Source organism: Xanthobacter nonsaccharivorans (assembly GCF_043194755.2).
GTDB classification, from domain to species: domain Bacteria; phylum Pseudomonadota; class Alphaproteobacteria; order Rhizobiales; family Xanthobacteraceae; genus Xanthobacter; species Xanthobacter autotrophicus_G.
Window position 1 is genome coordinate 2,132,447 of record NZ_CM195526.1, and the last position, 24,297, is coordinate 2,156,743.

Genomic DNA, 24,297 nt, shown 5'->3' on the forward strand with positions numbered 1-24,297 from the left:
CTTCAGGCGAGCCGCACCTGCCGGCGGATGAGCCAGAGGGTCAGCGCCCCGCCCGCCACCCCATAGGCGAGGAGCACCGCGAGGCCCGGCAGGAGCGCGGGCAGCGCCGCGCCGCGCCACAGGGCATCCTGGAACGCCTCGATGCCCCAGGCGGTGGGGGTGATGATGCCCGCCTGCTGGAGCCACGCCGGCATGAGGAAGCGCGGCACCATGGAGCCGCCCACCGCCGAGAGCAGCAGCACGGCGAAGGTGGAGAGCGTCTGCGCCTGCTGGCGGGTGCGCGCCGCTGCCGCCAGCGGCAGGGCGACGCCCGCCGCCGCCGCCGAGGCCGCCGCCGAAACCGCGATGAATGTGCCGAGGTGCTGCACCACGTGCACGCCGTAGACCAGCTGCGCCACGGCAAACAGCACTGCCGAGAGGGCGAGGCCCTGGAGCAGAAGGAAGGCAAGCTTGCCCGCCACCAGCGCCGCCACGCCGCCACGGCCCATCACGATGCGGTCGAACACGCCGGAGCGGCGCTCGTCCACCAGGCTCGCCGCCCCCTGCACGGCGGAGAACAGCAGGAACAGCATGGCGATGGCGCCGGCGTAATAGGTCACTCCCGGCTCGCCGCGAAGGCGGGGCAGGGGCTGGCGTTCCATCAGCTCGGCGCCACCCTGCGCCACGAGCTCCGGCGCACGGGCGACGGAGGCTTCGAGCCGCGCCTGCTGCTCCGGCGTGAAGGGGCCGACCAGGATCCCGATCTGCGCGGCGACGCGGCGCATGGCCATGCCGGGCAGGTCTTCAGTGAACAGCCGCTGGATGCGCGCCGCGAGGATGGCGGCGGCCACGTTGCGCGCCGCATCGGTGACGAGGACGATGGGCGGCTTGTCGGTGGCGGCGGAAAGGTCGCCGCGCACGATGAGCCCCACGTCGGCCGTGCCGTCCGACACCCGCGCCGTCACCTCGTCGGGGGTGACACGGGCCAGTTCCACGTCGGCCGCCTTGCCGAGGGCCTCGAGGAAGGCCTCCGCGGCCGGGGCTTCCGTGGCGCGGGCGGCGGCCACCTTGATGGTGGAGGCCTCGCCCCCCGTGCCCGAGAACACCGCCGCGAACAGCACGAACAGCAGCGGCGGCAGCACGAAGGTCATCATCAGCGCGCCGCGGTCGCGCAGGAGGGTGAGCGCCATGGCACGCATGATGGCGGCGGTCATCGGAGCCCCTCCCGCACGGGACGGTCGTGCACGACGTCCTCATAAAGGGCGTCGAGGCCGGCGGCCTCCAGGGCGATGGTGCGGGGGGACAGGCCGGCGGTGCGCAGCGCCGCGACGAGATCGCCCGTGGCCTGGGGGGTGTCCTCCACCATGCCGGTGAAGCGAACCGTGTGCCCGTCCCCCTGGAGGCCGAGGGCCTCCAGGGCCCGCCGGCCCATCAGGTTCGGCGGTGTGGCGAAGGCCACCTCCACCTTGCGCCGGTGCGGAAAATGGGCGGCGATGAGCTGGGCGAGGGGCCCTTCCAGGGCGATCCGCCCGCCGCTGAGGATGGCCACCCGGTCGGCCACGGCCTCGGCGAAATCGAAATCGTGGGTGATGAGCAGGATGCCGAGCCCCTCGGCCGCCAGCCGCCGCGCCAGGGCGGCAAGCTCGCCGCGCGCCGGCGCATCCACGCCCACCGTGGGCTCGTCCAGCACCAGGAGGCCCGGCGTGCCCACCAGCGCCGCCGCCACATTGGCACGCCGCTGCCAGCCGCCGGAGAGGCGGTCGATGCGCTCATCCTTGCGCCCGGCGATGCCGGCGCGCGCCATCACGCCCGCCACGCAGGCGGCGACATCGGCGCGATGGACCCCGGCGAGGCGGGCGAAGACGGCGAGGTTCTCGGTGATGGTGAGGGAGCGGTAGAGGGCAATGTCCTGCGGCGCGAGGCCGATGCGCGCGCGCGCCGCCTCCTGCGCCGCCGGGATGCCGCAGACCGTCACCGTTCCGGCGCGGGGGGCGATGCGCCCGCAGATGGCCCGCACCAGGGTGGTCTTGCCCGCGCCGTTGGGGCCGACCAGGGCGGTCACGGTTCCGCGAGGCAGCACGAGGTCGAGCCCGGAAAGAACGGTGCGCGCACCATAGCCCGCATCGAGCCCCGCGATGGCGAGGGGAGGGGTCGTGGTGTCGTCCGGGGCTTCGTCTCTATGGTTTGGCGCGGCGCTCACGGCGCCTGCGGCCCCATCAGCTCACCGAAGGCAGAATCCATGAAATCTCGCAGGGGTTCGCGCCCCTCCTTGTTGGATCCCAGCTCTTTAGAGGCTGAAAGGGCGCCCGCCAAGTGTTCCGCGAGCAGCTTGCGGGCGCGCGGCGCGCCAAGGGAGGCGATGACCGTGACCTTGTGGGCGTCCTTGCCCACGTCCTTGCCCAGCGCCGCGGTGGTGGAGGAGGCGTCGAGAATGTCGTCGAGGATCTGGTAGGCACGGCCCACATGGCTCGCCAGCGCCCGCAGGTGGCCGAACTGGACCTCGCTCGCCCCCGCCACGCGCCCGGCGATCTCCACGGCGGCGGAGAACAGCACGCCGGTCTTGCGGCGGTTCACGTCCTCGGTGACGGCGAGGGTGCGGCCGGCGCCGGGGCGCAGATCGTCATACTGCCCGCCGCACAGGCCGAGGGAGCCCACCGCCAGCGACAGCTCGGCCACCGCGTCGAGTCGGACGCGCTCGGAAATGCCCGGCGCCGCGGCCGCCACGCCGAAGGCGCGCGAGAGCAGGGCGATGGAGGCGAGCACGGCCACGTCCTCGCCGTACTGCACATGGGTGGTGGGCTGGGAGCGCCGCACCGCCGCGTCGTCCATGGAGGGCAGATCGTCGACGATGAGGGAGGAGGCGTGGATCATCTCCAGCGCGCAGCCGAAATCGAGGGCCGCATGTTCCGAGGCGTTGAGCTGCATGGCCGCGGCCATGGCGAGCAGCGGACGCAGGCGCTTGCCGGGGGCGAGGAGGATGTGCCGCATGGCGGCATGCAGCACTGCGGGATGGGACGCCGCGGGCGGCACCAGCAGCCCGAGCCGCCGGTCGACGACCGCACGCAGGTAAGAGAGATCGTGTGAGCGGGGCGGGAATGCCTCCGCGGCCTCGCCTCCGGGCGCGTCGAGCTCGGCCATCTGCACCGCCAGTGCCCCGTTCCGGGCGCCCTGCGTGCCGGACGTCCGGGCAACGTCGTGCGACGCCGGCGTTTCCGTCCGCGTGTCCCGTCCACCCTTCTGCGCCATGAACGCGCGCCCCCTCTCCACACGTCGCCCCGCGGGCGGCCAATTCCCCAGCCCGGCAAATACGTTGCCTTGAATGACTTTAGATCACCCCTTAGACAAGGGCGCTAGATCAAGGGCCTGGGCCGGGCGCAAATTCTCCCGGCGTGTGGCCGCGTCGCCGCGCTGGACGGCGGGCGCAGGTCCCTCAGTCATCCGCGATCGCAGCCGGGCGTATCGAAGCCGGACGCGCATGGACCGGCGGCGCGAGAGGGGGCCAACGCGGGGGAGCATGGACGAGAACGAAGCCGGCCGGCGCAAGGAAGACCACATCGACATCGTGTTGTCCGGCGGGCGCGTGGCCTCGCGGGCCGATGCCGGGTTCGACCGGCTGCGCCTGCTCCACAACGCCTTGCCGGAGCTCGATCTCGCCGACGTGTGCCTGGAGACGCGGCTTCTCGGCCGCACCCTGCGCGCGCCTCTGCTCATCTCCGCCATGACCGGCGGGCCGAAGCGGGCGGAGGCCATCAACGCCCATCTCGCCGAGGCGGCGCAGGCGCTCGGGATCGGTCTCGCGGTGGGGTCCCAGCGCATCGCCATCGAGACGGCGGCTTCGGCCGGGCTCGGCGCCGCGCTGCGCCGGCGGGCGCCGGACATCCTGCTCCTGGGCAATCTCGGCGCCGCGCAGCTGCTCGACGGCAAGGGCGTGGAGCGGGCGCGGCGGGCGGTGGAGATGATCGGCGCCGACGCCCTCGTCATCCACCTCAACCCCCTCCAGGAGGCCATCCAGGAAGGGGGCGACCGCAACTGGCGCGGCGTGCTGAAGGAGATCGAGGCGCTTGCCCGGGCGCTGGCCGTGCCGCTGGTCGCGAAGGAGGTGGGCTTCGGCCTCTCGGGAGCCGCGGCGGCGCAGCTGGTGGCGGCCGGCGTGGCGGTGATCGACGTGGCCGGGGCCGGCGGCACCAACTGGGCGCTGGTGGAAGGCGCGCGCGGCACCGGCCGCACCCGCGCCATCGCCGCCGCTTTCGCCGGCTGGGGCATTCCGACCGCCGATGCCATCCGCGACGTGCGCGCGGCCTGCCCCGATGTTCCGCTCATCGCCTCGGGCGGGGTGCGCGACGGGGTGGATGCCGCCAAGGCCCTGCACCTTGGCGCGGACCTGGTGGGGCAGGCGGCGGGCACGCTGGACGCGGCGGTGACCTCCACCGAGGCGGTGGTGGAGCACTTCTCGGTGCTGGAGGCCCAGCTGCGCATCGCCTGCTTCGCCACCGGCGCCGCCGACCTCGCGGCTCTCCGGCGGGTGCCGGTTCAGGCAGGCTGAAAAGCCCTCAGTTGGACCAATGGTCCATCCAGATCTTCTCGCCGATGGTGCAGGAGATGCGCGGCGCTGTCCCCACCGCCTTCATCACCGGGCTGGCGGGTGGAGGTGGCACGACACCGGCGACTTCCAGCACGAGCTTCGTCTTGATGGCGCGGGCGAATTCCTCGCGGGTCTGGATCGGGATGACGAAGGCTCCCGGCCCGCCGATGACGCAGTCTTCGTAATAGACGTCGAGTTCGGGAATATCGAGAGCCGACGACGCCCCGCGCTTCAGCACGATGGGCAGGCCATTGACCGTAATGCCGCGTGAAACAACGGAATCCCGCGCCAGCGCCACCGGTGGGCCCTGGTTGTTCACCCCGTCGCCGCTGATGTCGATGACGCGGCGAATCCCGTGAAATCCACTAAGGTCGAACTGGTCGGCGCTATATAGCAGGGCGCTGGAGATGGAGGTTCGGTAGACCCTCTTCAGCGGCGCGGCATTGAGCGCCTCCACGAAGGCGCGGGCGGTTTCGGGCCCGTCGATGAGGCGCCAGGCCACCACCACCTGCTGCTCGTTTTCCCCCGCCCATTCCACATAGGCCACCGCGACCCGCCCGTTCGGCCCCAGCCGTAGCGCATCGAGAAACTCACGGGAAACCAAGGCGTTGGCATAGCCTTCCCGCTGCAGGGCCTGCTCTTCCTGGTCCATGGAATAGGAGATGTCGACGGCGAGGACGAGCTCCACATCCACCGACGTCCCGCCCACCGGCCCGGCCGTGGCGTGGTCCGTCGCGGTCAGCGGCAGCAAGGCGAAAAAGGTCAGCAGACACAGGGGCCCGAGGCGCGCACGCATGGGGTCATCTCCCGTCCCGTCAGAAGGCGCGGCATCGCGTCACAGCGATGCTGACATCGACGGGCGGTCGGGAGAAGAGCTTAGTCGCCTCTTTTTACCTCACGAATGGCGGCGCGAAACCTTGGCGCTGCACAATCCGCACGATGGCGCGGATTGTCGTCGTTCCGTCACAACGGCTTAAGGCCCGGGGCGCCGCACAAATTTTCCGCGGTCAGCCCTCAAGGGTCTCGGTATCGATGATCTCGATGCCGAAGCCGGCAAGGCCCACGTAGGTCCGGGCCTTGGAGGCGAGAAGGCGAATCGACACGATGCCGAGATCCCGCAGGATCTGGGCGCCCAGCCCCACCTCGCGCCAGTGCCGGTCGCGCTCGGCCTCGCTGGAGGTCTTCTCGGAGCCCTGGCCCATGGCCACCGGCGGCACGCCGGCGGTGCCGTCGCGCAGATAGACGAGGACGCCCCGGCCCTCGGCCTCAATGCGCTCCAGGGCCTTCTGGATGGTCTTTCCGCCAGCGAAGGCGTCGGCGATGGGGTCGGCGCGATGCAGGCGCACCAGCACCTTCTCGCCGTCGCCGATCCGGCCCTTGACCAAGGCGAGGTGGTTCACCGGGTCGAAGGGGGTGACATAGGAATAGCCGTGCAGCTCGCCCACGCAGGTGGGCACGGGGAATTCGGCGGCGCGCGTGACCAGCTTCTCCCGCGCCTGGCGGTAGGAGATGAGGTCCGCCACCGAAATGCGCACCAGATTGTGCTTCTCGGCGAAGGCCGTGACCTGGGGCCCGCGCTGCACCGTGCCGTCGTCGTTCACCAGCTCGGCGATGACGCCCACCGGCGGCACGCCCGACAGGCGGCACAGGTCCACCGCCGCCTCGGTGTGGCCAGAGCGCATGAGCACGCCGCCTTCCTTGGCGATGAGCGGGAAGACGTGGCCGGGACGCACAAAATCGCCGGCGCCCATGTTGGGGTTGGCGAGCGCGCGCACGGTGTTGGTGCGCTCCTCCGCCGAGATGCCGGTGGTGGTGCCGTGCCGCACGTCGATGGAGATGGTGAAGGCGGTGCCCATGGGCGCATCGTTGTTCGACACCATGGGGTCGAGCCGCAGGCGCTTCGCCTCGGAAGGCGGCAGCGGCGTGCAGACGATGCCGGAGGTGTTGCGGATGACGAAGGCCATCTTCTCCGGCGTCGCCAGCGAGGCGGCGAGGATGAGGTCGCCCTCGTTCTCCCGATCGTCATCGTCGGTGACGACGACGATCTCACCCCGTGCGAAGGCTTCGATGGCGGACTGGACGCGGGACTGGGTGGTGTCGGTCACGGGCAAACCTCGGATCACGGGCGCGGGAAGACCAAGGAAATCGTTCGGCGTCACCTGGTGACCGGTGGCCTCGGCGATCTTCTCGGCAGTCTCGCGGGAAATCCAGGCGCGTTCATCGTTGCACAGGGCCGTGACGCTGGCGGGTGACATGCCCACCTGCCTTGCAAAGGCGCTACGCTTCGTTCCGTTCGCCGAGAGCCATTCCGCGAGCTTCATTCAAACAGCATAGCAGGCTGAATTTCAGTATCAATGAAAAAGGAGTGTCCTTCGTCTGCGCTGAATTTAGCCCTTCGCCTCAGTGCTGGAACGGCCAGTGGACACTTTCGCCCACCTGGCCGCGATGGCGCAGCAGGTGGTCCGCCAGCACGCACCACACCATGGCCTCGCCCACTGGAACGGCGCGGATGCCCACGCAAGGATCGTGGCGGCCCTTGGTGAAGATCTCCGTCTCCTCCCCGGTGCGGTCCACCGTGCGGCGCGGCGTGAGAATGGAGGAGGTGGGCTTCAGCGCGAAGCGGGCGACGATAGGGGCACCGGTGGAGATGCCGCCGAGCAGGCCGCCGGCGTGGTTCGCCAGAAACTGCGGCTTTCCCTCGTTGCCAAGGCGCATCTCGTCGGCATTGGCTTCGCCGGTGAGGCGGGCGGCGTTGAAGCCCTCGCCGATTTCCACGCCCTTCGCGGCGTTGATGCCCATCAGGGCCGCTGCCAGATCCCCGTCGAGCTTGCCGTAAAGGGGCGCGCCGAGGCCGGGCGGCACGTTCTCCGCCACCACTTCCACCACCGCGCCCACGGAGGAGCCGGCCTTGCGGATGCCGTCGAGATAGGCCTCCCACAGGGGCACGGTGTCGGGATCGGGGCAGAAGAAGGGGTTGTTTCCCACTTCGTTCCAATCCCAGCGGCTGCGGTCGATCTCGATCTCGCCGATGCGCACCACCGCGCCGCGCACGGTGACGCCGGGCAGCACCTTGGCGGCAATGGCGCCGGCAGCCACCCGCGTCGCCGTTTCCCGGGCGGAGGAGCGGCCCCCGCCCCGGTGGTCACGGATGCCGTACTTGATATCGTAGGTGAAGTCCGCATGGCCGGGCCGGTAGGCGCCGGCGATGTCGTTGTAATCCTTGGACCGCTGGTCCACGTTCTCGATCAGCAGGGCGATGGGCGTGCCGGTTGTCACAAGTCCACCTTCGGGATGCGGCAGGGTGCCGGAGAGCACCTTCACCTCGTCCGGCTCGCGGCGTTGGGTGGTGAATCGCGACTGGCCCGGCCGGCGCCGGTCGAGGGCGGCCTGCACCTCCTCGATGCTGAAGCGCAGGTTGGGCGGGCAGCCGTCCACCACGCAGCCGATGGCGACGCCGTGGCTCTCGCCGAAGGTGGTAACCCGGAACATGTGCCCGAAGGTGTTGAACGACATGGCGCGACAGGATCCTTCGCTGGTCCGGGCTCAATAGACGAGGATGGGTGCCAAGGAAATGTCCGACCTCAACGCCCGGTGAAAAGGCTGCCGCGCCAAGGCCTTCGAGGCCAGCCTGAACCGTATGACGGCGGGGCTGCTTCGCGCAAATGTGGCGGCGGTGTCACACAGGGCGGTCATCCTGTGCTATGAGAAGTCGCGACGGAGCCTTATTACCCCGCCATGCCTTTGCTCGAAATCCTGATCGTCCTCTTCCTCGTGTTGCTCAACGCCGTTCTTGCAGCAGCGGAATTGTCCATTGTTTCTTCCCGTCCGGCCCGGCTGAAGGCGATGGCCGATCGCGGGCGGAAGGGTGCGCGCGTGGCGCTCGCCCTGGGGGCGGATCCCGGCCGCTTCCTCTCCACGGTACAGATCGGCATCACTCTCATCGGCATCCTGGCCGGCGCCTTTTCCGGCGCGAGCCTGGGTGAACAGCTGGGCACCTCCCTCGCCAATGCCGGCATGCCGGCGACCTTTGCGCATCCGGTGGGCTATGCCGCCGTGGTGGTGGCGATCACCTATGTGTCGCTGGTCATCGGCGAGCTGATTCCCAAGCGCCTCGCCCTGCAGAATCCGGAGCCGCTCGCCTGCATGGTGGCGCCGCTCATGGTGACACTGTCGAAGGTGTCCGCCCCGGCCGTATGGCTGCTCGATATTTCGACGCGCCTAGTGCTCAAGCTCCTGGGGGAGCGGGAGGACGGCTCCAAGGCCGTCACCGACGAGGAGATTCGCGCCATCATCACCGAGGCGGAGACCGCCGGCGTCATCGATCCCGCCGAGCGGCGGATGATCTCGGGCGTCATGCGCCTCGCCGACCGGCCGGTGACCGCCATCATGACCCCGCGCCCCGACGTGGAGTGGGTGGACATCTCCAAAGATGCGCAGGAAGTGCGCCAGGTGCTCCTCCATACGCCCCATTCGCGCCTGCCGGCGTGCGAGGGCTCGCCGGAGGAGACCATCGGCGTCATCCAGGCCAAGCGGGTGCTCGACGCCTATCTGAAGGGAGAGAGCCCGGATCCGCGCCACTACGTGCAGACGGTGCCGTTCATCGTGGAGAATGTGGGGGCGCTTGAGGCCATGCGCATCCTGCGCGGCGCCGAGGTGCCCATGGGCATCGTGGTGGATGAGTATGGCGACATGGCCGGCGTCGTCACCGGCTACGACCTGCTCCTCGCCATCACCGGCTCGGTGGCCTCCGACGAGCACGTGGCCCGCAATGTGGTGGAGCGGCAGGACGGCAGCTATCTGGTGGCCGGCGACACGCCCATCGACGAGCTGCGGGACCTGCTGGAGGTCGCCTTTCCGGTGGACGATGGCTACCACACCGTGGCGGGCTTCGCCCTCTCGCGCATCAAGGAATTGCCGGAGGAGGGCGCGGTGTTCGACGCCATGGGCTGGCGCTTCGAGATCGTCGACATGGACGGCCGGCGAATCGACAAGCTGCTGGTGTCCCGCCCCCACGTCCTCCACCGGCACAAGGTCGCGGGAGAGGCCTGACCCTCGCCCGCACCCCGCGAGCGAGGGGTGGCTGGAGCTCAGTCGCGGCGGGCGAGCGAGCGCAGGAAGCCCTCGTATTCCTCGGTCAGCTCCATATCCACGCCAAACGCATTGCGTAGCAGGATGTTGGCGATGAACGGCTGATCGTTGCGCTTCTCCTCCAGGGTTTCGCGCAGCACCGGCACCGTGTCCTCGATATGCTTGAGGAAGGCGACGCCCTTCTCCAGGGTCTCCGTCCACTTGGCGCGATGCCAGAGCGCCAGCGGATACATGATCTCGTGCACGAAGTTGGACTTGCGCGCCTTCTCGAAGAATCGCAGGCCCGCGGTCCAGTTCTCCTTCGCCCGCAGGGGCGGGGGCGGGATGTCGCCGAGCAGCATCTTCTTGCCCGCCTGGCCGACGAAATCCTCGAGCGTGATGGGCGTGTCGATGTTGGTGCGGAAGTGCCACATGGCGAAATTGCCGGGATATTCCTTGCCCCAGGCCTCGACAAAGGCGGCCTCCACCTTGTCGGTTGCCGCCTTGTCGCCTTTCAGCGCCGCCGTCATGCAGAAGGCGAACACCGCGTCGTTGCCCACATTGTGCACGCCGCCATGGCCGAGGTCGGCCGGCGCGAGGGCCGGGGTCTTGCCATCCGCCGGCACGGTGGCTTCCCCGGCGCGGAGGGCGGTGATGAACTTGGTGATCTCCAGCCAACCCATGTAGTTCGCGATGAACGCGTCCGGGTCCACGTGCACGATGGCGAGGTTGAGCGGCATCTTCCGCTTCTGAAGTTCGGCCATGTCGGTCATGAAACGCTCCCCGGGGCTCGGGCTCGAATGAAAGGCGTCAACACCAGGCGCCGGCGTCGCGTTCGCGACACCGGGCTGTGCGTACAAGATTGATGCAGCAAGAAAAATGCCAAGGCCGGGGCGGTCTTGGCCCGCCTTCAGTCGGCGACTTCGAAGCCGCCGCGGGAGAGCACGTAGACCGCGCCCTGCCGGACCGGCAGGATGGCGGCCTCGTCTTCCGGCATGCCGGCCTTCACATGGAGCAGCGCGCGGATGACGCCGCCGTGGGTGACGATGACGGCATCCCCCGTCAGCTCGGCGCAGGCGGCCTTCACCCGCTCGCACAGGGTGCGGTAGCTCTCGCCGCCGGGCGGGGCGAAGTTCCAGGGGTCCCGGTCCCGGCGCAGCACGCCGGCGTGGTCCCGCCGTCGCAGCTCCGGCCAGGTCTGGCCCTCCCACTGGCCGAAGGAGATCTCGGCGAAGCGCGGGTCGGTGGCGAATTCGGCGGCCGGCAGGTCGAGGCTGGTGCGCAGGATCCGCATGGTCTCGGTTGCCCGCGACAGCGGGCTGGAAACGTAGAACAGATCCTGCGGGGGGCCGGCGAGCTGGTGCAGCACCCGCCCCACGCGTCCCGCCTGGATGCGGCCGAGGGCGTTGAGCGGAACATCGCGGCGGCCCTGGAGGCGGCCCACGACGTTCCAGTCCGTCTCCCCGTGTCGCACCAGGAAATAGCGATTCATGGTCATGCCATCACCGCCATGGCGGCGCTCGGTGGCGGGTGATGAGCAGGCACGCGCGGCATCAGCGGGCGGGGATCGCCACCGTGTGGTCATACCAGGCACCGCGCGGCGGGTAGGTCACGCGCAGCACGATTCGCTCGCCCGGCGCGGCTTTGCCCTTGAAGGACACCACCAGGCCCTTCGCCACGCGGCCGACACACAGGGTGCTGGCGCCGCCGTCGATGCCTGTCGCCCGAAAGCTGCCGTAGCCGATGACAACCTTGCCGGTGGCCGGGGCCGACAGGACGCGGATGCTGGGCACCTGGGTCTGCTGGCAGTTCATGTCCGCGGTGCCGGCCGCGAACAGGGCCGAACGGCTGCCATTCCCGCCGATGAGGAAGGAGGTGCCGTACTCGGTCGGTGTCACATAATCCGGGAAGACGGCGCCGCCAGGCCCGAAGACACGGTCGCTCAGGGGATATTGCTGGAGCGTCGGCGGGCTCTGGGCGAGCGCCGCCCCGGCGGTGAGCGCGAGGGTTCCGGAGACGGCAAGGGCGGAAAGGGCGGCGCGGAGGGGATTCGCCGGCATCGTCTGTCTCCTGGCGCGAAAGGCGCGGGCGGGCTCGGTGGGCTGGCGCCCGTCAATCGCGCACGAGGGCGAGATCGGGAGCGTCGGGGTGCTTCATGCCGACGATATGATATCCGGCATCCACGTGGTGCACCTCGCCGGTCACACCACGCGACAAATCGGAGAGCAGATAGACGCCGGTGTCGCCCACCTCGTCGGTGGTGACGGTGCGGCGCAGCGGCGAGTTCAGCTCGTTCCACTTCAGGATGTAGCGGAAATCGCCGATTCCCGAGGCGGCCAGCGTCTTGATGGGGCCGGCGGAGATGGCGTTCACGCGGATCGCCTTGGGGCCGAGGTCGGCGGCCAGATACCGCACGCTCGCCTCCAGCGCCGCCTTGGCGACGCCCATGACGTTGTAGTGGGGCATCCACTTTTCCGCACCGTAATAGGTGAGGGTCAGCAGCGAGCCGCCGTTCGGCATCAGCTTCTCCGCCCGCTGGGCCACGGCGGTGAAGGAGTAGCAGGAGATGAACATGGTCTTGGTGAAATTGTCGGCCGAGGTGTCCACATAGCGGCCGTCCAGCTCGTCCTTGTTGGAGAAGGCGATGCAGTGGACGACGAAATCTATGGTGCCGAACAGCTTCTCCGTCTCGGCGAAGACCGCGTCCAGGGTCGCCGGCTCGGTCACGTCGCAATGGCCGACGAGATGGCCGCCGAGCTCCGCCGCCAGCGGTTCCACCCGCTTCTTCAGCGCCTCGCCCTGGAAGGTCAGGGCGATCTCGGCACCGTGGTCCCGGGCGGACTTGGCGATGCCGTAGGCGATGGAGCGGTTGTTGGCGACACCGAGAATCAGCCCGCGCTTGCCCTTCAGAAGACCGCTCGCGAAACCGTCCGTCGCCATTGACCCAACTCCAGATGCTCAAGCCATTGATACCGCACGGCGCATCAACCGATGCGCGCGGGGCGCGCTTCCTATGGCATGGGGCCATCCACCGTTCAAGCGAGGCGGGTGCGATCTGCCTCTTGCATCGCCGAAAGGGAGTGGCTATACGCAGCGGCCTGGGCACGGAGTGTAGCGCAGTCTGGTAGCGCACCACGTTCGGGACGTGGGGGTCGCAGGTTCAAATCCTGCCACTCCGACCAGCAGATTTCCGGCGCATGCGCCGGCCTTTCTACCCCACATATCCCCCGATCTAGACGTTCGCCGGCTCCGCCGCGACGTTTGGCGCGTTCGCGCCACCTTCGCCGATGATTCGATGACATCAAGTCGGCCCGCGTCCGCAGGCGCCGGTCCGGTGCCCATGCCTCACGTGAAATCGACGCTGGCGACGAAGGGCAGCGTGCAGCGCATAGGTGCAAGGCGCGTCCACAAGATCATGTCTGCGAGGGCGAAGGCGGCCGGAGTCGGTCTATTCCGCAGCGGCATGTTGGTCATGGCGGAGGCGTCCCCTCCGCCCGCCCCGCCTCAGGCGGTGTCCCTCAGCCGCCATGCGGCCAGGGCGAAGCCGGCGCAGGCGAGGGCGACGAACAGCGCCAGCCCGTGCGGGTGCGCCTGCATGGCGATGCCGGCGCCGAGCGGTCCCACCAGGGCGCCGAGGCCCCAGAACAGGCCCGAGACCGCGTAGATGCCCACCAGGTCGCCACCGCGGAAGCGGCTGCCCACCACGGTGATCATGATGGTGTAGATGCCCACGAAGCTGCCGCCCCACACGAACAGCAGGGCATAGGTGGCCATGGTGCTGCCGAGGGCCAGCGGCCACACCGCCGCCCCGGCTGCAGAGAGGCCGGCGAGGGCGATCACAAGGCGCCGGCGGTCCATGGTGTCGCCCAGCCAGCCGATGGGTAGCTGCAGCAGGATGGCGCCGATCATCATCACCGACATGAGTCGCGTGGCGTGCGCCTCCGCCCAGCCGAGGTTGATGGCATAGAGGGCCAGGAAGGAGAGCCCGGCGGTCTCGATGGCGGCATTCAGCAGCGTGACGCTCAGGGCCAGGGGGGCGAGGCGCACGAATCGCACCGGGCTGCCCACCCGCGGCTCGTCGAAATGGGGCGCGATGATGCGCGGGGAGGCGACGAACACGGCGGCGAGGAGGGCGATGCCCGCGCCCACCGCGAACGGCAGCACGCCCGAGGTGCCCACCACCGAGAGGATGAGCGGCCCGAGGGCGAGGCCCACGGATAGGGCGGCGGTATAGGCCGCCATGGAGCGGGCGCGGGTGCCTTCGGTGGAAAGGGCGTTGATCCAGGTCTCGGAGGTCACGAACAGGGCTTCCGCCGCCATCCCCAGGAACAGGCGCAGCAGGAACCACAAGGCGAGCACCGGCAGCAGCGGGAAGGAGATGAGCGCCACTGACGACAGGGCGATGGAGATGAAGATGAGGCGCCGTGGCCCCAGAAGGGCCACGAGGCGCGGCAGCGCCACGGCCGTTATCAGCACGCCCACCGCATGCATGGCCGCATTGGCGCCGATCATGGCCTCGCTCAGCCCCCGCCCCGCGAGGTCGAAGGCGATGAGGGGGGCGCTCAGGGAATAGGTGAGGCCGAACACCATGGCGGTGGCGATCACCGCCGCCCGGGACAGGACGCTGCCGGGCGACTCGGCGGCGGAGTGGGAAAGCGGGGCCGCATCGTCGGTCATGGGCAGGTCCTTGGGCTGAGGATCTCGTGCGGGGGCGGGGTGCTGGGTTTCCCGGGACCGGCAGCTGCCCCGGTCGTGGCGTGGCTCCTCGGGACAGGCCGGGGATGACGCAAGGATAGCGAGGATGCCGGGGAGACAGAAGCAGCGCCCCCGGGGGATGCATGTTCCGGCTGTGGCGCCATGTCCCGGCGCCAACGGGCCGTCCCCCGCCGGTGCAGCCGCGCTTCAGCCAGGCGCCTGCTCCCGGCTGCCGGATGATGCCTGACGGCCGGAGCGGGCCCGGGCGAGGCGGCGCAGGAAGTCCCGGAGCCGGGACGCGAAGGGCGGGGGCGCCGGCTCGACGATGCGCTTCATGGTGCGCGCATAGTCGAGCACGAGGCCGGGCGTCCAGCTCATGGCTTCGGCGCGGGAGCGGATGTAGGCGGCAGCCCAGACGTCCGGGTTGGCCATCAGGGTGGCGACGCGCAGCCAGGGCAGGTGGGTGGCCACCACCCCTTCCAGCGCCGAATCAAGGGCCGCGGCCACGGCCACCGAGCAGTTGCGGTTGGTGAGGTTGTAGGTGTTTTCCTGCCGGTAGCCGGCCCAGAAGGCGCGCAGCCGCCGCTGGTCGAAATTGGTGAATTCCACCTGCTGGTCCGCCTCGCACCAGTTGGCGGCCTCATAGGCATAGGAGGGCTGGAAGCGGCCGGCGATGTCGTTCTCGGCGGTGGCCCGCAGGATGCGCGTGAACTCCTCCGGCGAATGCTCGATCTCCTCGTCGGGATAGTGGCTGATGTAGAGGTCCGGCCTCAGCTCAAGCGCGGCATGGCCGGTGGAGATGGCGCCGGTGCGATCCACTGCGGCGATGTAGCGGTCGATCAGGGGCCGCCGCCCCGGCACGTCCGCCGATCCCACCGGCGTCCACACCAGCACCCGCATGGGGCCTTCCGGCGCGGGCAGGGGCTCGCTCCCCTCCACGATCACGGGGGCGTTGTCATACCAGTTGCGCGCGCCGTAGATCGGCAGGGCGAGGATCGCCACCTCGGACAGATGGGCACGCAGCATCAGGCTGGCGCGCAGCATGATCCAGCCGGACATGAGCAGGAGGATGGCCACGCAGAGCGGCACCTTCAGCTCGTGGGCCAGCGGCCAGTGGCTGCCGATGACCGCCGCCAGGAGCAGTTCCACCACCCCCACGGCCACGGTGGCGCGCCACAGGCGGAAGCGCACCACCGCCGCGGTGGCGATGCGCGTCACGCCGTCGATCAGGAAGGCGGCGCCGAACAGGAGCGAGAGGGCCAGGCCGTTCCGCGCAGGATAATCAAAGATGAAGATGCCGAGGCCGATGAGCGAGAGCGCGCGAACCAGGGCGAGCGTGCGGCTGCCGGCACCGCGCGCGGCGAGCACCGCCCACACGCCGAGCGCCCCTTCCAGCACGAACACCACGCCGAACACCTGGGTCGCCACCGACATGGTGCCGTCCATGGCGTCGGCCAGGATCAGGAAGGCGATGGCGATGAGCACCAGCGCGAGCGCGCACAGCACCCACCAGCGGTCACGCAGGGCCCGGGCCCCGACAAGCAGAAAGGCAAGCTGAACCATGGCGAATTCGGACTGATCCCGAGGGCACCCACGCCCCCACGATGCCGTCGGAGGCCTGTCGGGCGCAATCACCAATTACCTTTGGTTGCCTCTTTGGGGAACAGGCATGGCGAGGCGGAGATCAGCCGGAGCGCGGTCGGCGCGCGTCGTCCGGTCCGCTTGCCAGGCCGCCGGCCGGCGCGGGCTGCGGCAGAAGGCCGGCCGCGCGGTCATCTTCACCGCCCATGGAGGGACCATTGCCATGACCCGCACGGACGTGGACCGCCTCAAGCGGATGCCGCGGGCAACACCGGACAGGGCGAGGTTCTGGTGGAGGCGATGGACGGCTTGGCGCGGCCGCAGGATGCGGGGCGTTGCCTCGCGATCCGCGGGCGCGAGGGCTCCGGATCGGACCTCGCGGATGCGGCGGCGCGCGAGACGGCCACCGCATCCGCGGAGGACCTCGACGGCTATGGCGGGCTCATGCGTCTCATGCGTGGGAGCTGAGCCGCCGGCGCCTCACAGAATGGTGCCGTGCAGGAACAGCCAGGCCACCGAGAAGTAGATGACGATGCCGGTGACATCCACCAGCGTGGCGATGAAGGGGGCGGAGGCGCTGGCGGGATCGAAGCCCAGCCGCTTCAAGAGGAAGGGCAGGAGCGAGCCGGCCAGCGAGCCGAAGGTGACGATGCCCACGAGCGCGGCGCCGATGGTGACGGCCAGCAGCTTCCAGTACTCGCCGTAATCGAAGATGCCGGCTTCCTGCCACACCACGATGCGGATGATGCCGATCACCCCCAGGATGGAGCCGAGCACGAGACCGGTGGGCAGCTCGCGCAGGGCCACCCGCCACCAGTCCCTCAGGCGCACCTGCTGGAGCGCCAGGGCGCGGATGATGAGCGAGGTGGCCTGCGAGCCCGAATTGCCGCCCGAGCTCATCACCAGCGGGATGAACAGGGCGAGCACGATGGCCTTCTCCAGCTCGTCGGAGAAATGCTGCATGGCGCTGGTGGTGAGCATCTCCGAGAGGAAGAGCACGCACAGCCAGCCGGCGCGCTTCTTAATCATCTCCTTAAAGGAGATCTGGAGGTACGGCTCGTCGATGGCCTCCATGCCGCCCATGCGCTGGACGTCCTCGGTCTGCTCCTGGATCATGGCGTCGATCACGTCGTCGACGGTGACGATGCCGAGGACATGGCCGGTGGAATCCACCACGGCCACCGAGAGGAAGTCGTATTTGGAGATGGTGCGGGCCACCTCTTCCTGCGGCAGGTTCGGCGGCACGGTGATGGGCACGTAGGGGTTGGCGACCGAAAGGATCGGATCTTCCGGATTGCCCGAGATCAGCCGGCGCAGGGACACCGTGTTCACCAGCCGCTTGGTGTCGGGCGCGAGCACGTAGATGGCGTAGACCGTCTCCCGGTTGCGCTCCACCTCGCGGATGTGGTCGAGGGTCTGCTTCACCGTCCAGGTGGAGGGGACGGAGACGAACTCCGTCGTCATCAGCGCGCCGGCCGTGCCCTCCGGATAGGTGAGCAGGTGGTCGATGGCGGTCCGGGTTTCGGGGGTGAGCGCCTCGCGCAGGCGGCTCCTGGCCGGCTCCTCGATCCAGCGCAGCACGTCCGAGGCGCGGTCGGCCGACATGCCTTCGAGCAGCGCCACCGACCGTTCGTGGGGCAGTGCCTCGATCACCTCGCAGGCGTCGTCGAAGTGCGGCTGGTCCAGCACCTCCACCGCCCATTGCAGCGGCATGTGGGCGACGATATCCGTCGCCTCCTCGGGGGATTTGCTGTTCAGGAACTCGACGATGTCCGCCACATGCTCCCGGCCGAGGCGGGAGCTGACGGCGACGTGCTCCGTCGTCTGCATCTTTTCGATGTTCATCTCTTGCGTCCCCCCGCACTTTGGATCCGGCCGAAGCGGCTGCCGCCGTCCCCCCGCCCAAGGATGCCTTTGCCTCAGGATGCCTCGCCTAAAGACTCCGTCCTTCGTCCGTGTGACAGGAGAGCGGGAGTCAGACAGCCTTGAAGGTGCCGTCGTCGTCCAGCACTTCCAGGCGGCCCGTGGCGACACCGAAATAGGCGCCACGCAGGGCCAGCTGGCCCGCGGAGACACGCTCCGCCACCCAGGGGAAGCTGGCGAGGTTGGACAAGGAGAGCTTCACGCAGCACTGCTCGCAGAAGCGCTGGCGCTCGGACGGGGAGAGATTCGCATCCTCGGCCATGAGGCGGGCGGGCTCGGCGATCTTCATCCAGTTCGCCACGAAGTCCTCGGCGCCGGGAGGGGCGCCCTCCAGCAAGGCATGGATGCCGCCGCATTGGGCATGGCCCATGACCACCACCTGGTTCACCTTCAGCACGCGCACCGCGAACTCGATGGCCGCCGACGTGCCGTGGTAGCTCGGGTCCGGCTGGTAGGGCGGGACGAGATTGGCGACATTGCGCACCACGAACATCTCGCCCGGGCCGGCGTCGAAGATCATCTGGGGATCCACGCGGCTGTCGGAGCACGCGATGATCAGCGTGTGCGGCTGCTGGCCACGGGAGGCCAATTGCTCGAAGACCTGCTTGCGCTCCGGCCAGGACACTTCACGAAACCGCTTGTAGCCGGAGACCAGATCGTCCACGCCGCCACTCCCTTACGCCGTCTATGGCACGGAAGAACCAGCCGCGCCCGCGAGTCAAGCCCATCTCCCAATGGAAGCATCGCTTCCCCCGGCACTTGTGGCGCGGATGCACCGTTGATCCTGGTCGAAATGAGATCGGGCCGGCAAGCAACATGCGCGGCCTTCTACTTCGGATCATGGCTGTTCCGACCTTGGTGATCGTGCTCCTCCATGCCTTCAATTTCCTCCGGGGGCGGGAAGGACTGTGAAGGCCCGGCCCGCATGCGCCGGCGATGCTGGAGATGCGCCGGTCCCCGCCGTGGCGCGGAGCGCCGGCTTGCGGTGCGGCCGGATGCACACACTGCGCACATATTGCATATAAAGTAGGCACATGATCACTGCGCGTGCGCTTGTTTGGAGCGCACTTCTGCCCCGTTGCCCTGCGTTGACGTAAGTGAAGGGCGGGGCGCGGGCGCCTTCGGGACGGGACCGGCCCGCAGACTGCCGCGGGCGCCGGTTCGGCAATGCCGGCACGGTCTGCCGCCCTGTCCCGGCGGGCGGGGCGGGATGTGGCGCCGGGATGCGTGCCGGCCCTCGGAGGCGTCCCGGCCGCGGGCCGGGGCGCTCTGGCACACGCCTTGCTGCTCTCCCCCCGGCCGGCCCGAACCGGTCTGGACAACAGGGGAGAGGGCGAATGCTCGGTTTGCTGGGAAAGGCGACCAAGGGACTTGCGGCGCTGGCCGCCGTCGCCGCCGTTGCAGGCACGATGGGCACGGGTGCGGCGCGGGCTGAAGACACCATCAAGGTCGGCATCCTGCATTCTCTTTCGGGCACCATGGCCATCAGCGAGACCACGCTGAAGGACGTGATGCTCATGCTCATCGAGGAGCAGAACAAGAAGGGCGGCCTGCTGGGCAAGAAGCTCGAGGCCGTGGTGGTGGATCCCGCCTCCAACTGGCCGCTGTTCGCCGAGAAGGCGCGCGAGCTGATCACCAAGGACAAGGTGGCGGCCGTCTTCGGCTGCTGGACCTCGGTGTCGCGCAAGTCCGTGCTGCCGGTGTTCAAGGAGCTGAACAACATCCTCTTCTACCCCGTGCAGTACGAGGGCGAGGAGAGCGAGCGCAACGTCTTCTACACCGGCGCAGCGCCGAACCAGCAGGCGATCCCGGCGGTGGACTATCTCGCCAAGGAAGAGAAGGTGGAGCGCTGGGTGCTCGCGGGCACCGACTACGTCTATCCCCGCACCACCAACAAGATCCTTGAGGCCTATTTGAAGGCCAAGGGCGTCAAGTCCGAAGACATCATGATCAACTACACGCCGTTCGGTCATTCCGACTGGCAGACCATCGTGTCGGACATCAAGAAGTTCGGCTCGGCGGGCAAGAAGACGGCGGTGGTGTCCACCATCAACGGCGACGCCAACGTCCCCTTCTACAAGGAGCTGGCGAACCAGGGCATCAAGGCCACCGACATCCCGGTGGTGGCGTTCTCGGTGGGCGAGGAAGAGCTTGCCGGCATCGACACCAAGCCGCTCGTGGGGCACCTCGCGGCGTGGAACTACTTCATGTCCATCGACACGCCCGAGAACAAGGCGTTCATCGACAAGTGGCACGCCTTCACCAAGAACCCGAAGCGCGTGACCAACGACCCCATGGAGGCCCACTACATCGGCTTCAACATGTGGGTGAAGGCGGTGGAGAAGGCCGGCACGACCGATCCGGACAAGGTGATCGCCGCGCTGCCCGGCACCACGCAGGCCAACCTCACCGGCGGCGTGTCCGAGATGCTCCCGAACCACCACATCACCAAGCCCGTCTTCATCGGCGAGATCGAGGGCGACGGCCAGTTCTCCGTGGTGTGGAAGACCCCCGGCCTCGTCCCCGGCGACGCCTGGTCCGACTTCCTCGAAGGCTCCAAGACCCTCGAGGCCGACTGGGTGAAGTACAATTGCGGCAACTACGACACCGTCAAGAACGTCTGCCTCTCGGCCGCTGCCAAGTAGACCTCGGCACGTGAGCTTCGGCTCGCGGCGGCCGGAAGGCCCTCGGAATATTTGAGCCCTTCGTTCCTCGATTTTGCTCTCGTATCGTCCCGTCCGGGGCGCTCCTCCCTCTCCCCGCAAGGGGAGGGGGAGCCCGCAGTTCTCCCCCTCGCAAGCTGCCGCGCACAGCCGGCCGCGACGGAGCGGATATCTTCATGATGCGCTTGCGCCTTCCCGTTCGCCTCGGCGCCCTTGCGCGGGGCCTCGTGCCGCTCCTGGCCCTCTGCGCCATCTTCCTGCTGTCCCCGATCCCTGCTCATGCCCAGGCGCAGCCGGATCTTTCGGCCGCCATCGCCAAGTTCGGCAACGACAGCTTCTCCGACACGGCGGATGCGCTGACCGCCCTGTCCGCGACCGGAAGCCCGCAGGCCGCCGCCGTGGTGGATGCATTGGCGGAGGGGCGCCTGGTGGTGGATCCGGCCACCCGGGCCGTGTTTATCCGCACCCCTTCCGGCCTCACCGATGCCGCCACCGGCGCTGCGGTGGCGAACCCGCCGGCGACGCTCACCCCCGTGCGCACCAACAATCGCGTGCGCCGTTCCATCGAGGCCGCGGCGGGCGCGCTCTCGCTGCTCAATCCCGACCCCGCCAAGCGCGCCGACGCGGCCGCTGCGGTGTTCAAGTCGCGCGATGCCGCGGCGCTGCCCACCGTCGACGCGGCCATCGCCAAGGAGAGCGTGCCGGCCATCAAGGACGCGCTGGAGCAGGCGCGCGCCGCCATCCTCATGGGCAAGGCCGGCGTGTCGGAGGCGGATCGCCGCCTCGCCATCCAGAAGATCACCGCCCGCGGCGACCAGGAGGCCATCAGCCTGCTGCGCAGCCTTCCGGCGGATGCGCCCGCCAGCCTCAAGGCGGCCGCCGAGGCGGGCATCGCCAAGGTGGAGCAGAGCCTCAAGTTCTGGGCCATGGCGCAGAACGTCTGGTACGGCCTGTCGCTGGGCTCGGTGCTGCTGCTGGCGGCCATCGGCCTTGCCATCACCTTCGGCGTCATGGGCGTCATCAACATGGCCCATGGCGAGATGGTGATGCTGGGCGCCTACACCACCTTCGTGGTGCAGGAGATCATTCGCCGCCATTTCCCGGGCCTGTTCGACTGGTCGCTGACCATCGCCTTGCCGCTGGCGTTCCTGTTCACGGCGCTGGTGGGCATCCTCATCGAGCGCACGGTCATCCGCTTCCTCTACGGCCGGCCGCTGGAGACCCTGCTCGCCACCTGGGGCGTGTCGCTCATCCTCCAGCAGGCGGTGCGCTCCGTGTTCGGGCCCACCAACCAGGAGGTGGGCGCGCCCTCCTGGATGTCCGGGGCGTTCCAGGTGGGGCAATTGTCCATCACCTACAATCGCCTGTGGATCATCGTCTTCGCGCTGATCGTGTTTTTCACCCTGCTGCTGGTGCTCAAGCGAACGCCGCTCGGCCTCTATGTGCGGGCGGTGACGCAGAACCGGCGCATGGCGGCGGCCATGGGGATTCGCACCGGGCGCATCGATGCGCTCACCTTCGGCCTCGGCTCGGGCATCGCCGGCATCGCCGGGGTGGCCCTCTCGCAGATCGACAATGTGAGTCCCAACCTCGGGCAGGGCTACATCATCGACAGCTTCATGGTGGTGGTGTTCGGCGGGGTGGGGAACCTCTGGGGCACGCTGGTCGGGGCCTTCACCCTCGGCATCGCCAACAAGCTGCTGGAGCCCTTCGCCGGCGCGGTGCTGGGCAAGATCCTGCTGCTGGTCTTCATCATCCTGTTCATCCAGAAGCGCCCGCGCGGCCTGTTCGCGCTCAAGGGCCGGGCGGTGGAATCATGAGAACGGCCGGCATCATCGACCGCACCGGCGGCATCTTCCTCGTCGTGGTGCTGGCGGCGGCGGTGCTCATTCCCGCCTCCAACCTGCTGTTGCCGGCCGGCAACCCGCTGCACGTGCCGGACTACATGATCCCGCTGCTGGGCAAGTACCTGTGCTACGCGCTGCTCGCCGTGGCGGTGGACCTGGTGTGGGGGTATTGCGGCGTGCTCTCGCTCGGCCACGGCGCCTTCTTCGCGTTGGGCGGCTATGCCATGGGCATGTACCTCATGCGCCAGATCGGCCCGCGCGGCGTCTATGGCAATCCGGTGCTGCCGGATTTCATGGTGTTCCTCAACTACAAGCAGCTGCCCTGGTTCTGGAACGGCTTCGACCTCTTCCCCGTCGCCATGCTCATGGTGCTGCTGGTGCCCGGCGCGCTGGCCTTCGTGTTCGGCTGGTTCGCCTTCCGCTCGCGGGTCACGGGCGTGTACCTGTCCATCATCACCCAGGCGATGACGTTTGCGCTGATGCTCGCCTTCTTCCGCAATGACATGGGCTTCGGCGGCAACAACGGCCTCACCGACTTCAAGGACATCCTGGGCTTCCCCATCCAGGCCCCGTCCACGCGGCTGACGCTGTTCTTCCTCTCCGCCGTGGCGTTGGCGCTGGGCTATGTGGTCTGCCGGGCGCTGGTGACCTCCAAATACGGCAAGGTGCTCGTCGCCGTGCGCGATGCGGAGAGCCGCACGCGGTTCCTCGGCTACCGGGTGGAGAACTACAAGCTCCTCGCCTGGGTTCTCTCGGCCATGCTGGCGGGCGTCGCCGGCGCGCTCTACGTGCCGCAGGTGGGCATCATCAACCCGTCCGAATTCGCCCCCGCCCAGTCCATCGAGATGGTGATCTGGGTGGCGGTGGGCGGGCGCGGCACGCTGGTGGGCGCGGCCCTCGGCGCCCTCATCGTCAATGCGGGCAAGACCTGGTTCACCGGCGTCTTCCCCGAGGCGTGGCTGTTCGGCCTCGGGGCCCTGTTCGTGCTGGTGACGCTGTTCCTGCCCAAGGGCGTGCTGGGCCTCGCCTCCAGCCTCTCCGGGAAATGGAAGGCACGCCCTCCGGCGGCGACGCCCACCCCCAAGCCGGCGGAGTGAGCGCCATGAGCCAGATCCAGTCCGCCGATCCCTATGTGGTGAAGTCCCACGGGGCGCTGGCCCTTGAGGCGGAGATGCGGGAGATGGAGCAGGGCCGCACCGGGCCCGATCCCAAGGCGCTGACCTCGGCGCTGCTCTATCTCGACAACATCACCGTTTCCTTCGACGGCTTCCGCGCCCTGAACGCCCTCTCCCTCGTCATCGGCGCGCAGGAGATGCGGGCCATCATCGGCCCCAACGGCGCGGGCAAGACCACCATGATGGACGTCATCACCGGCAAGACCCGGCCCAACCAGGGTGTCGCCTTGTTCGCCGGCACCCACGACCTCACCAGCCTGGACGAGGCGGCCATCGCCCAGCTGGGCATCGGCCGCAAGTTCCAGACGCCCACCGTGTTCGACATGCATTCGGTGGAGGACAACATCCTCCTCGCCGTGAAGGCGGACCGGCGGGCCTTCGCCAACGTCTACTGGCGCCCCACCCCCCACGAGCGCGAGCGGGTGGACGAGCTTCTGGAGCGGGTGCGCCTCAAGGACCAGCGCCATCGCCGCGCCGGCGATCTGTCCCACGGCCAGAAGCAGTGGCTGGAGATCGGCATGCTGCTGGCCCAGGAGCCCCGCCTCCTCCTCGTGGACGAGCCCGCCGCCGGCATGACCGACCAGGAGACGGCGGACACCGCCGTGCTGCTCAAGGAGATCGCCAAGACCCGGTCCGTGGTGGTGGTGGAGCACGACATGCTGTTCGTGCGCGACCTGGACGTGAAGGTCACCGTGCTGCACGAGGGCTCGGTGCTCGCCGAAGGCCCGCTCGACCAGGTGAGCGCCGACGAGCGGGTCATCGAAGTGTATCTGGGGAGGTGAGCG

21 protein-coding genes and 1 tRNA gene are annotated in these 24,297 nt (G+C 69.0%); 8 read left to right on the forward strand and 14 right to left on the reverse strand.

Annotated features, from left to right (window positions below; all coding sequences use genetic code 11):
• Positions 1-2: 2 nt before the first annotated feature.
• From V5F59_RS09685 to V5F59_RS09695, 3 genes are read right to left on the reverse strand one after another with little or no spacing between them, the layout of a single operon-like run.
• Positions 3-1,193: an ABC transporter permease gene (locus V5F59_RS09685; RefSeq protein ID WP_393981385.1), complete on the reverse strand. Its 1,191-nt coding sequence runs from the start codon at positions 1,191-1,193 to the stop codon at positions 3-5.
• On the reverse strand, positions 1,190-2,179 hold the full coding sequence (locus V5F59_RS09690) for an ABC transporter ATP-binding protein (protein ID WP_393981383.1): 990 nt from the start codon (positions 2,177-2,179) through the stop codon (positions 1,190-1,192). Before V5F59_RS09690 ends, V5F59_RS09685 begins: the two co-directional genes overlap by 4 nt.
• Entirely contained in the window at positions 2,176-3,225 is a 1,050-nt protein-coding gene (locus V5F59_RS09695) for a polyprenyl synthetase family protein (RefSeq protein WP_393981381.1), read from the reverse strand. The genes V5F59_RS09690 and V5F59_RS09695 overlap by 4 nt, the downstream gene beginning before the upstream one ends.
• Before the next feature lie 268 nt (positions 3,226-3,493).
• On the opposite strand from V5F59_RS09695, the gene fni reads away from it, so the two are divergent.
• Entirely contained in the window at positions 3,494-4,522 is a 1,029-nt protein-coding gene (gene fni / locus V5F59_RS09700; protein WP_393981379.1) for a type 2 isopentenyl-diphosphate Delta-isomerase, read from the forward strand.
• 7 nt (positions 4,523-4,529) lie between these two features.
• Here the strand turns inward: fni and V5F59_RS09705 are convergent, their stop codons facing one another.
• The 3 genes from V5F59_RS09705 to aroC form a co-directional block, all read right to left on the reverse strand.
• Positions 4,530-5,357, reverse strand: a complete 828-nt coding sequence (locus tag V5F59_RS09705) for a DUF1194 domain-containing protein (protein WP_393981377.1) — start codon at positions 5,355-5,357, stop codon at positions 4,530-4,532.
• Positions 5,358-5,568: 211 nt separating this feature from the next.
• Positions 5,569-6,882, reverse strand: a complete 1,314-nt coding sequence (gene ribB / locus V5F59_RS09710) for a 3,4-dihydroxy-2-butanone-4-phosphate synthase (protein ID WP_393981375.1) — start codon at positions 6,880-6,882, stop codon at positions 5,569-5,571.
• A 79-nt stretch (positions 6,883-6,961) separates the two neighbouring features.
• Positions 6,962-8,074 (reverse strand): chorismate synthase, encoded by a 1,113-nt coding sequence (aroC, locus tag V5F59_RS09715; RefSeq protein ID WP_393981373.1) that lies wholly within the window; start codon positions 8,072-8,074, stop codon positions 6,962-6,964.
• 222 nt (positions 8,075-8,296) lie between these two features.
• On the opposite strand from aroC, the gene V5F59_RS09720 reads away from it, so the two are divergent.
• Complete coding sequence (locus V5F59_RS09720; protein WP_393981371.1) at positions 8,297-9,610, forward strand: hemolysin family protein; 1,314 nt, start codon at positions 8,297-8,299, stop codon at positions 9,608-9,610.
• Between the two features lie 38 nt (positions 9,611-9,648).
• Here the strand turns inward: V5F59_RS09720 and V5F59_RS09725 are convergent, their stop codons facing one another.
• The 4 genes from V5F59_RS09725 to fabI all read right to left on the reverse strand — a co-directional run bounded on the left by V5F59_RS09725 (position 9,649) and on the right by fabI (position 12,568).
• On the reverse strand, positions 9,649-10,401 hold the full coding sequence (locus tag V5F59_RS09725; RefSeq protein ID WP_393981369.1) for a hypothetical protein: 753 nt from the start codon (positions 10,399-10,401) through the stop codon (positions 9,649-9,651).
• 137 nt (positions 10,402-10,538) lie between these two features.
• Positions 10,539-11,126 carry a histidine phosphatase family protein gene (locus tag V5F59_RS09730; protein WP_393981367.1) on the reverse strand — a complete coding sequence of 196 codons (588 nt, stop codon included), beginning with the start codon at positions 11,124-11,126 and terminating at the stop codon, positions 10,539-10,541.
• Positions 11,127-11,181: 55 nt separating this feature from the next.
• Positions 11,182-11,688, reverse strand: coding sequence for a hypothetical protein (locus tag V5F59_RS09735; protein WP_393981365.1), 507 nt, complete (start codon positions 11,686-11,688; stop codon positions 11,182-11,184).
• 52 nt (positions 11,689-11,740) lie between these two features.
• Positions 11,741-12,568, reverse strand: coding sequence for an enoyl-ACP reductase FabI (gene fabI, locus V5F59_RS09740; RefSeq protein WP_393981363.1), 828 nt, complete (start codon positions 12,566-12,568; stop codon positions 11,741-11,743).
• Between the two features lie 165 nt (positions 12,569-12,733).
• Between fabI and V5F59_RS09745 the strand changes: the two genes are divergently transcribed.
• Positions 12,734-12,810: transfer RNA gene (locus V5F59_RS09745), tRNA-Pro, on the forward strand.
• A gap of 322 nt (positions 12,811-13,132) precedes the next feature.
• On the opposite strand, the gene V5F59_RS09750 is transcribed toward V5F59_RS09745, so the two are convergent.
• The gene (locus V5F59_RS09750; protein WP_393981361.1) at positions 13,133-14,305 is read right to left on the reverse strand and encodes an MFS transporter; all 1,173 of its coding nucleotides are present in this window, start codon (positions 14,303-14,305) and stop codon (positions 13,133-13,135) included.
• 225 nt (positions 14,306-14,530) lie between these two features.
• Positions 14,531-15,886, reverse strand: coding sequence for an HdeD family acid-resistance protein (locus tag V5F59_RS09755; protein WP_393981359.1), 1,356 nt, complete (start codon positions 15,884-15,886; stop codon positions 14,531-14,533).
• 318 nt (positions 15,887-16,204) lie between these two features.
• On the opposite strand from V5F59_RS09755, the gene V5F59_RS09760 reads away from it, so the two are divergent.
• A complete protein-coding gene (locus V5F59_RS09760) occupies positions 16,205-16,372 on the forward strand; it encodes a hypothetical protein (protein ID WP_393981357.1) in 168 nt (55 codons plus the stop codon).
• A 12-nt stretch (positions 16,373-16,384) separates the two neighbouring features.
• On the opposite strand, the gene mgtE is transcribed toward V5F59_RS09760, so the two are convergent.
• Entirely contained in the window at positions 16,385-17,749 is a 1,365-nt protein-coding gene (gene mgtE, locus V5F59_RS09765; protein WP_393981355.1) for a magnesium transporter, read from the reverse strand.
• Between the two features lie 130 nt (positions 17,750-17,879).
• Positions 17,880-18,491 carry a carbonic anhydrase gene (locus V5F59_RS09770; protein ID WP_393981353.1) on the reverse strand — a complete coding sequence of 204 codons (612 nt, stop codon included), beginning with the start codon at positions 18,489-18,491 and terminating at the stop codon, positions 17,880-17,882.
• Between the two features lie 673 nt (positions 18,492-19,164).
• Here V5F59_RS09770 and urtA point away from each other — a divergent pair.
• From urtA to urtD, 4 genes are all read left to right on the forward strand, one after another.
• On the forward strand, positions 19,165-20,472 hold the full coding sequence (gene urtA / locus V5F59_RS09775; RefSeq protein ID WP_393981351.1) for an urea ABC transporter substrate-binding protein: 1,308 nt from the start codon (positions 19,165-19,167) through the stop codon (positions 20,470-20,472).
• Between the two features lie 197 nt (positions 20,473-20,669).
• The gene (gene urtB / locus V5F59_RS09780; RefSeq protein WP_393981775.1) at positions 20,670-22,310 is read left to right on the forward strand and encodes an urea ABC transporter permease subunit UrtB; all 1,641 of its coding nucleotides are present in this window, start codon (positions 20,670-20,672) and stop codon (positions 22,308-22,310) included.
• Complete coding sequence (urtC, locus tag V5F59_RS09785; RefSeq protein ID WP_393981349.1) at positions 22,307-23,434, forward strand: urea ABC transporter permease subunit UrtC; 1,128 nt, start codon at positions 22,307-22,309, stop codon at positions 23,432-23,434. The genes urtB and urtC overlap by 4 nt, the downstream gene beginning before the upstream one ends.
• Positions 23,435-23,517: 83 nt before the next feature.
• On the forward strand, positions 23,518-24,294 hold the full coding sequence (gene urtD / locus V5F59_RS09790) for an urea ABC transporter ATP-binding protein UrtD (protein WP_393981773.1): 777 nt from the start codon (positions 23,518-23,520) through the stop codon (positions 24,292-24,294).
• Positions 24,295-24,297: the final 3 nt, after the last annotated feature.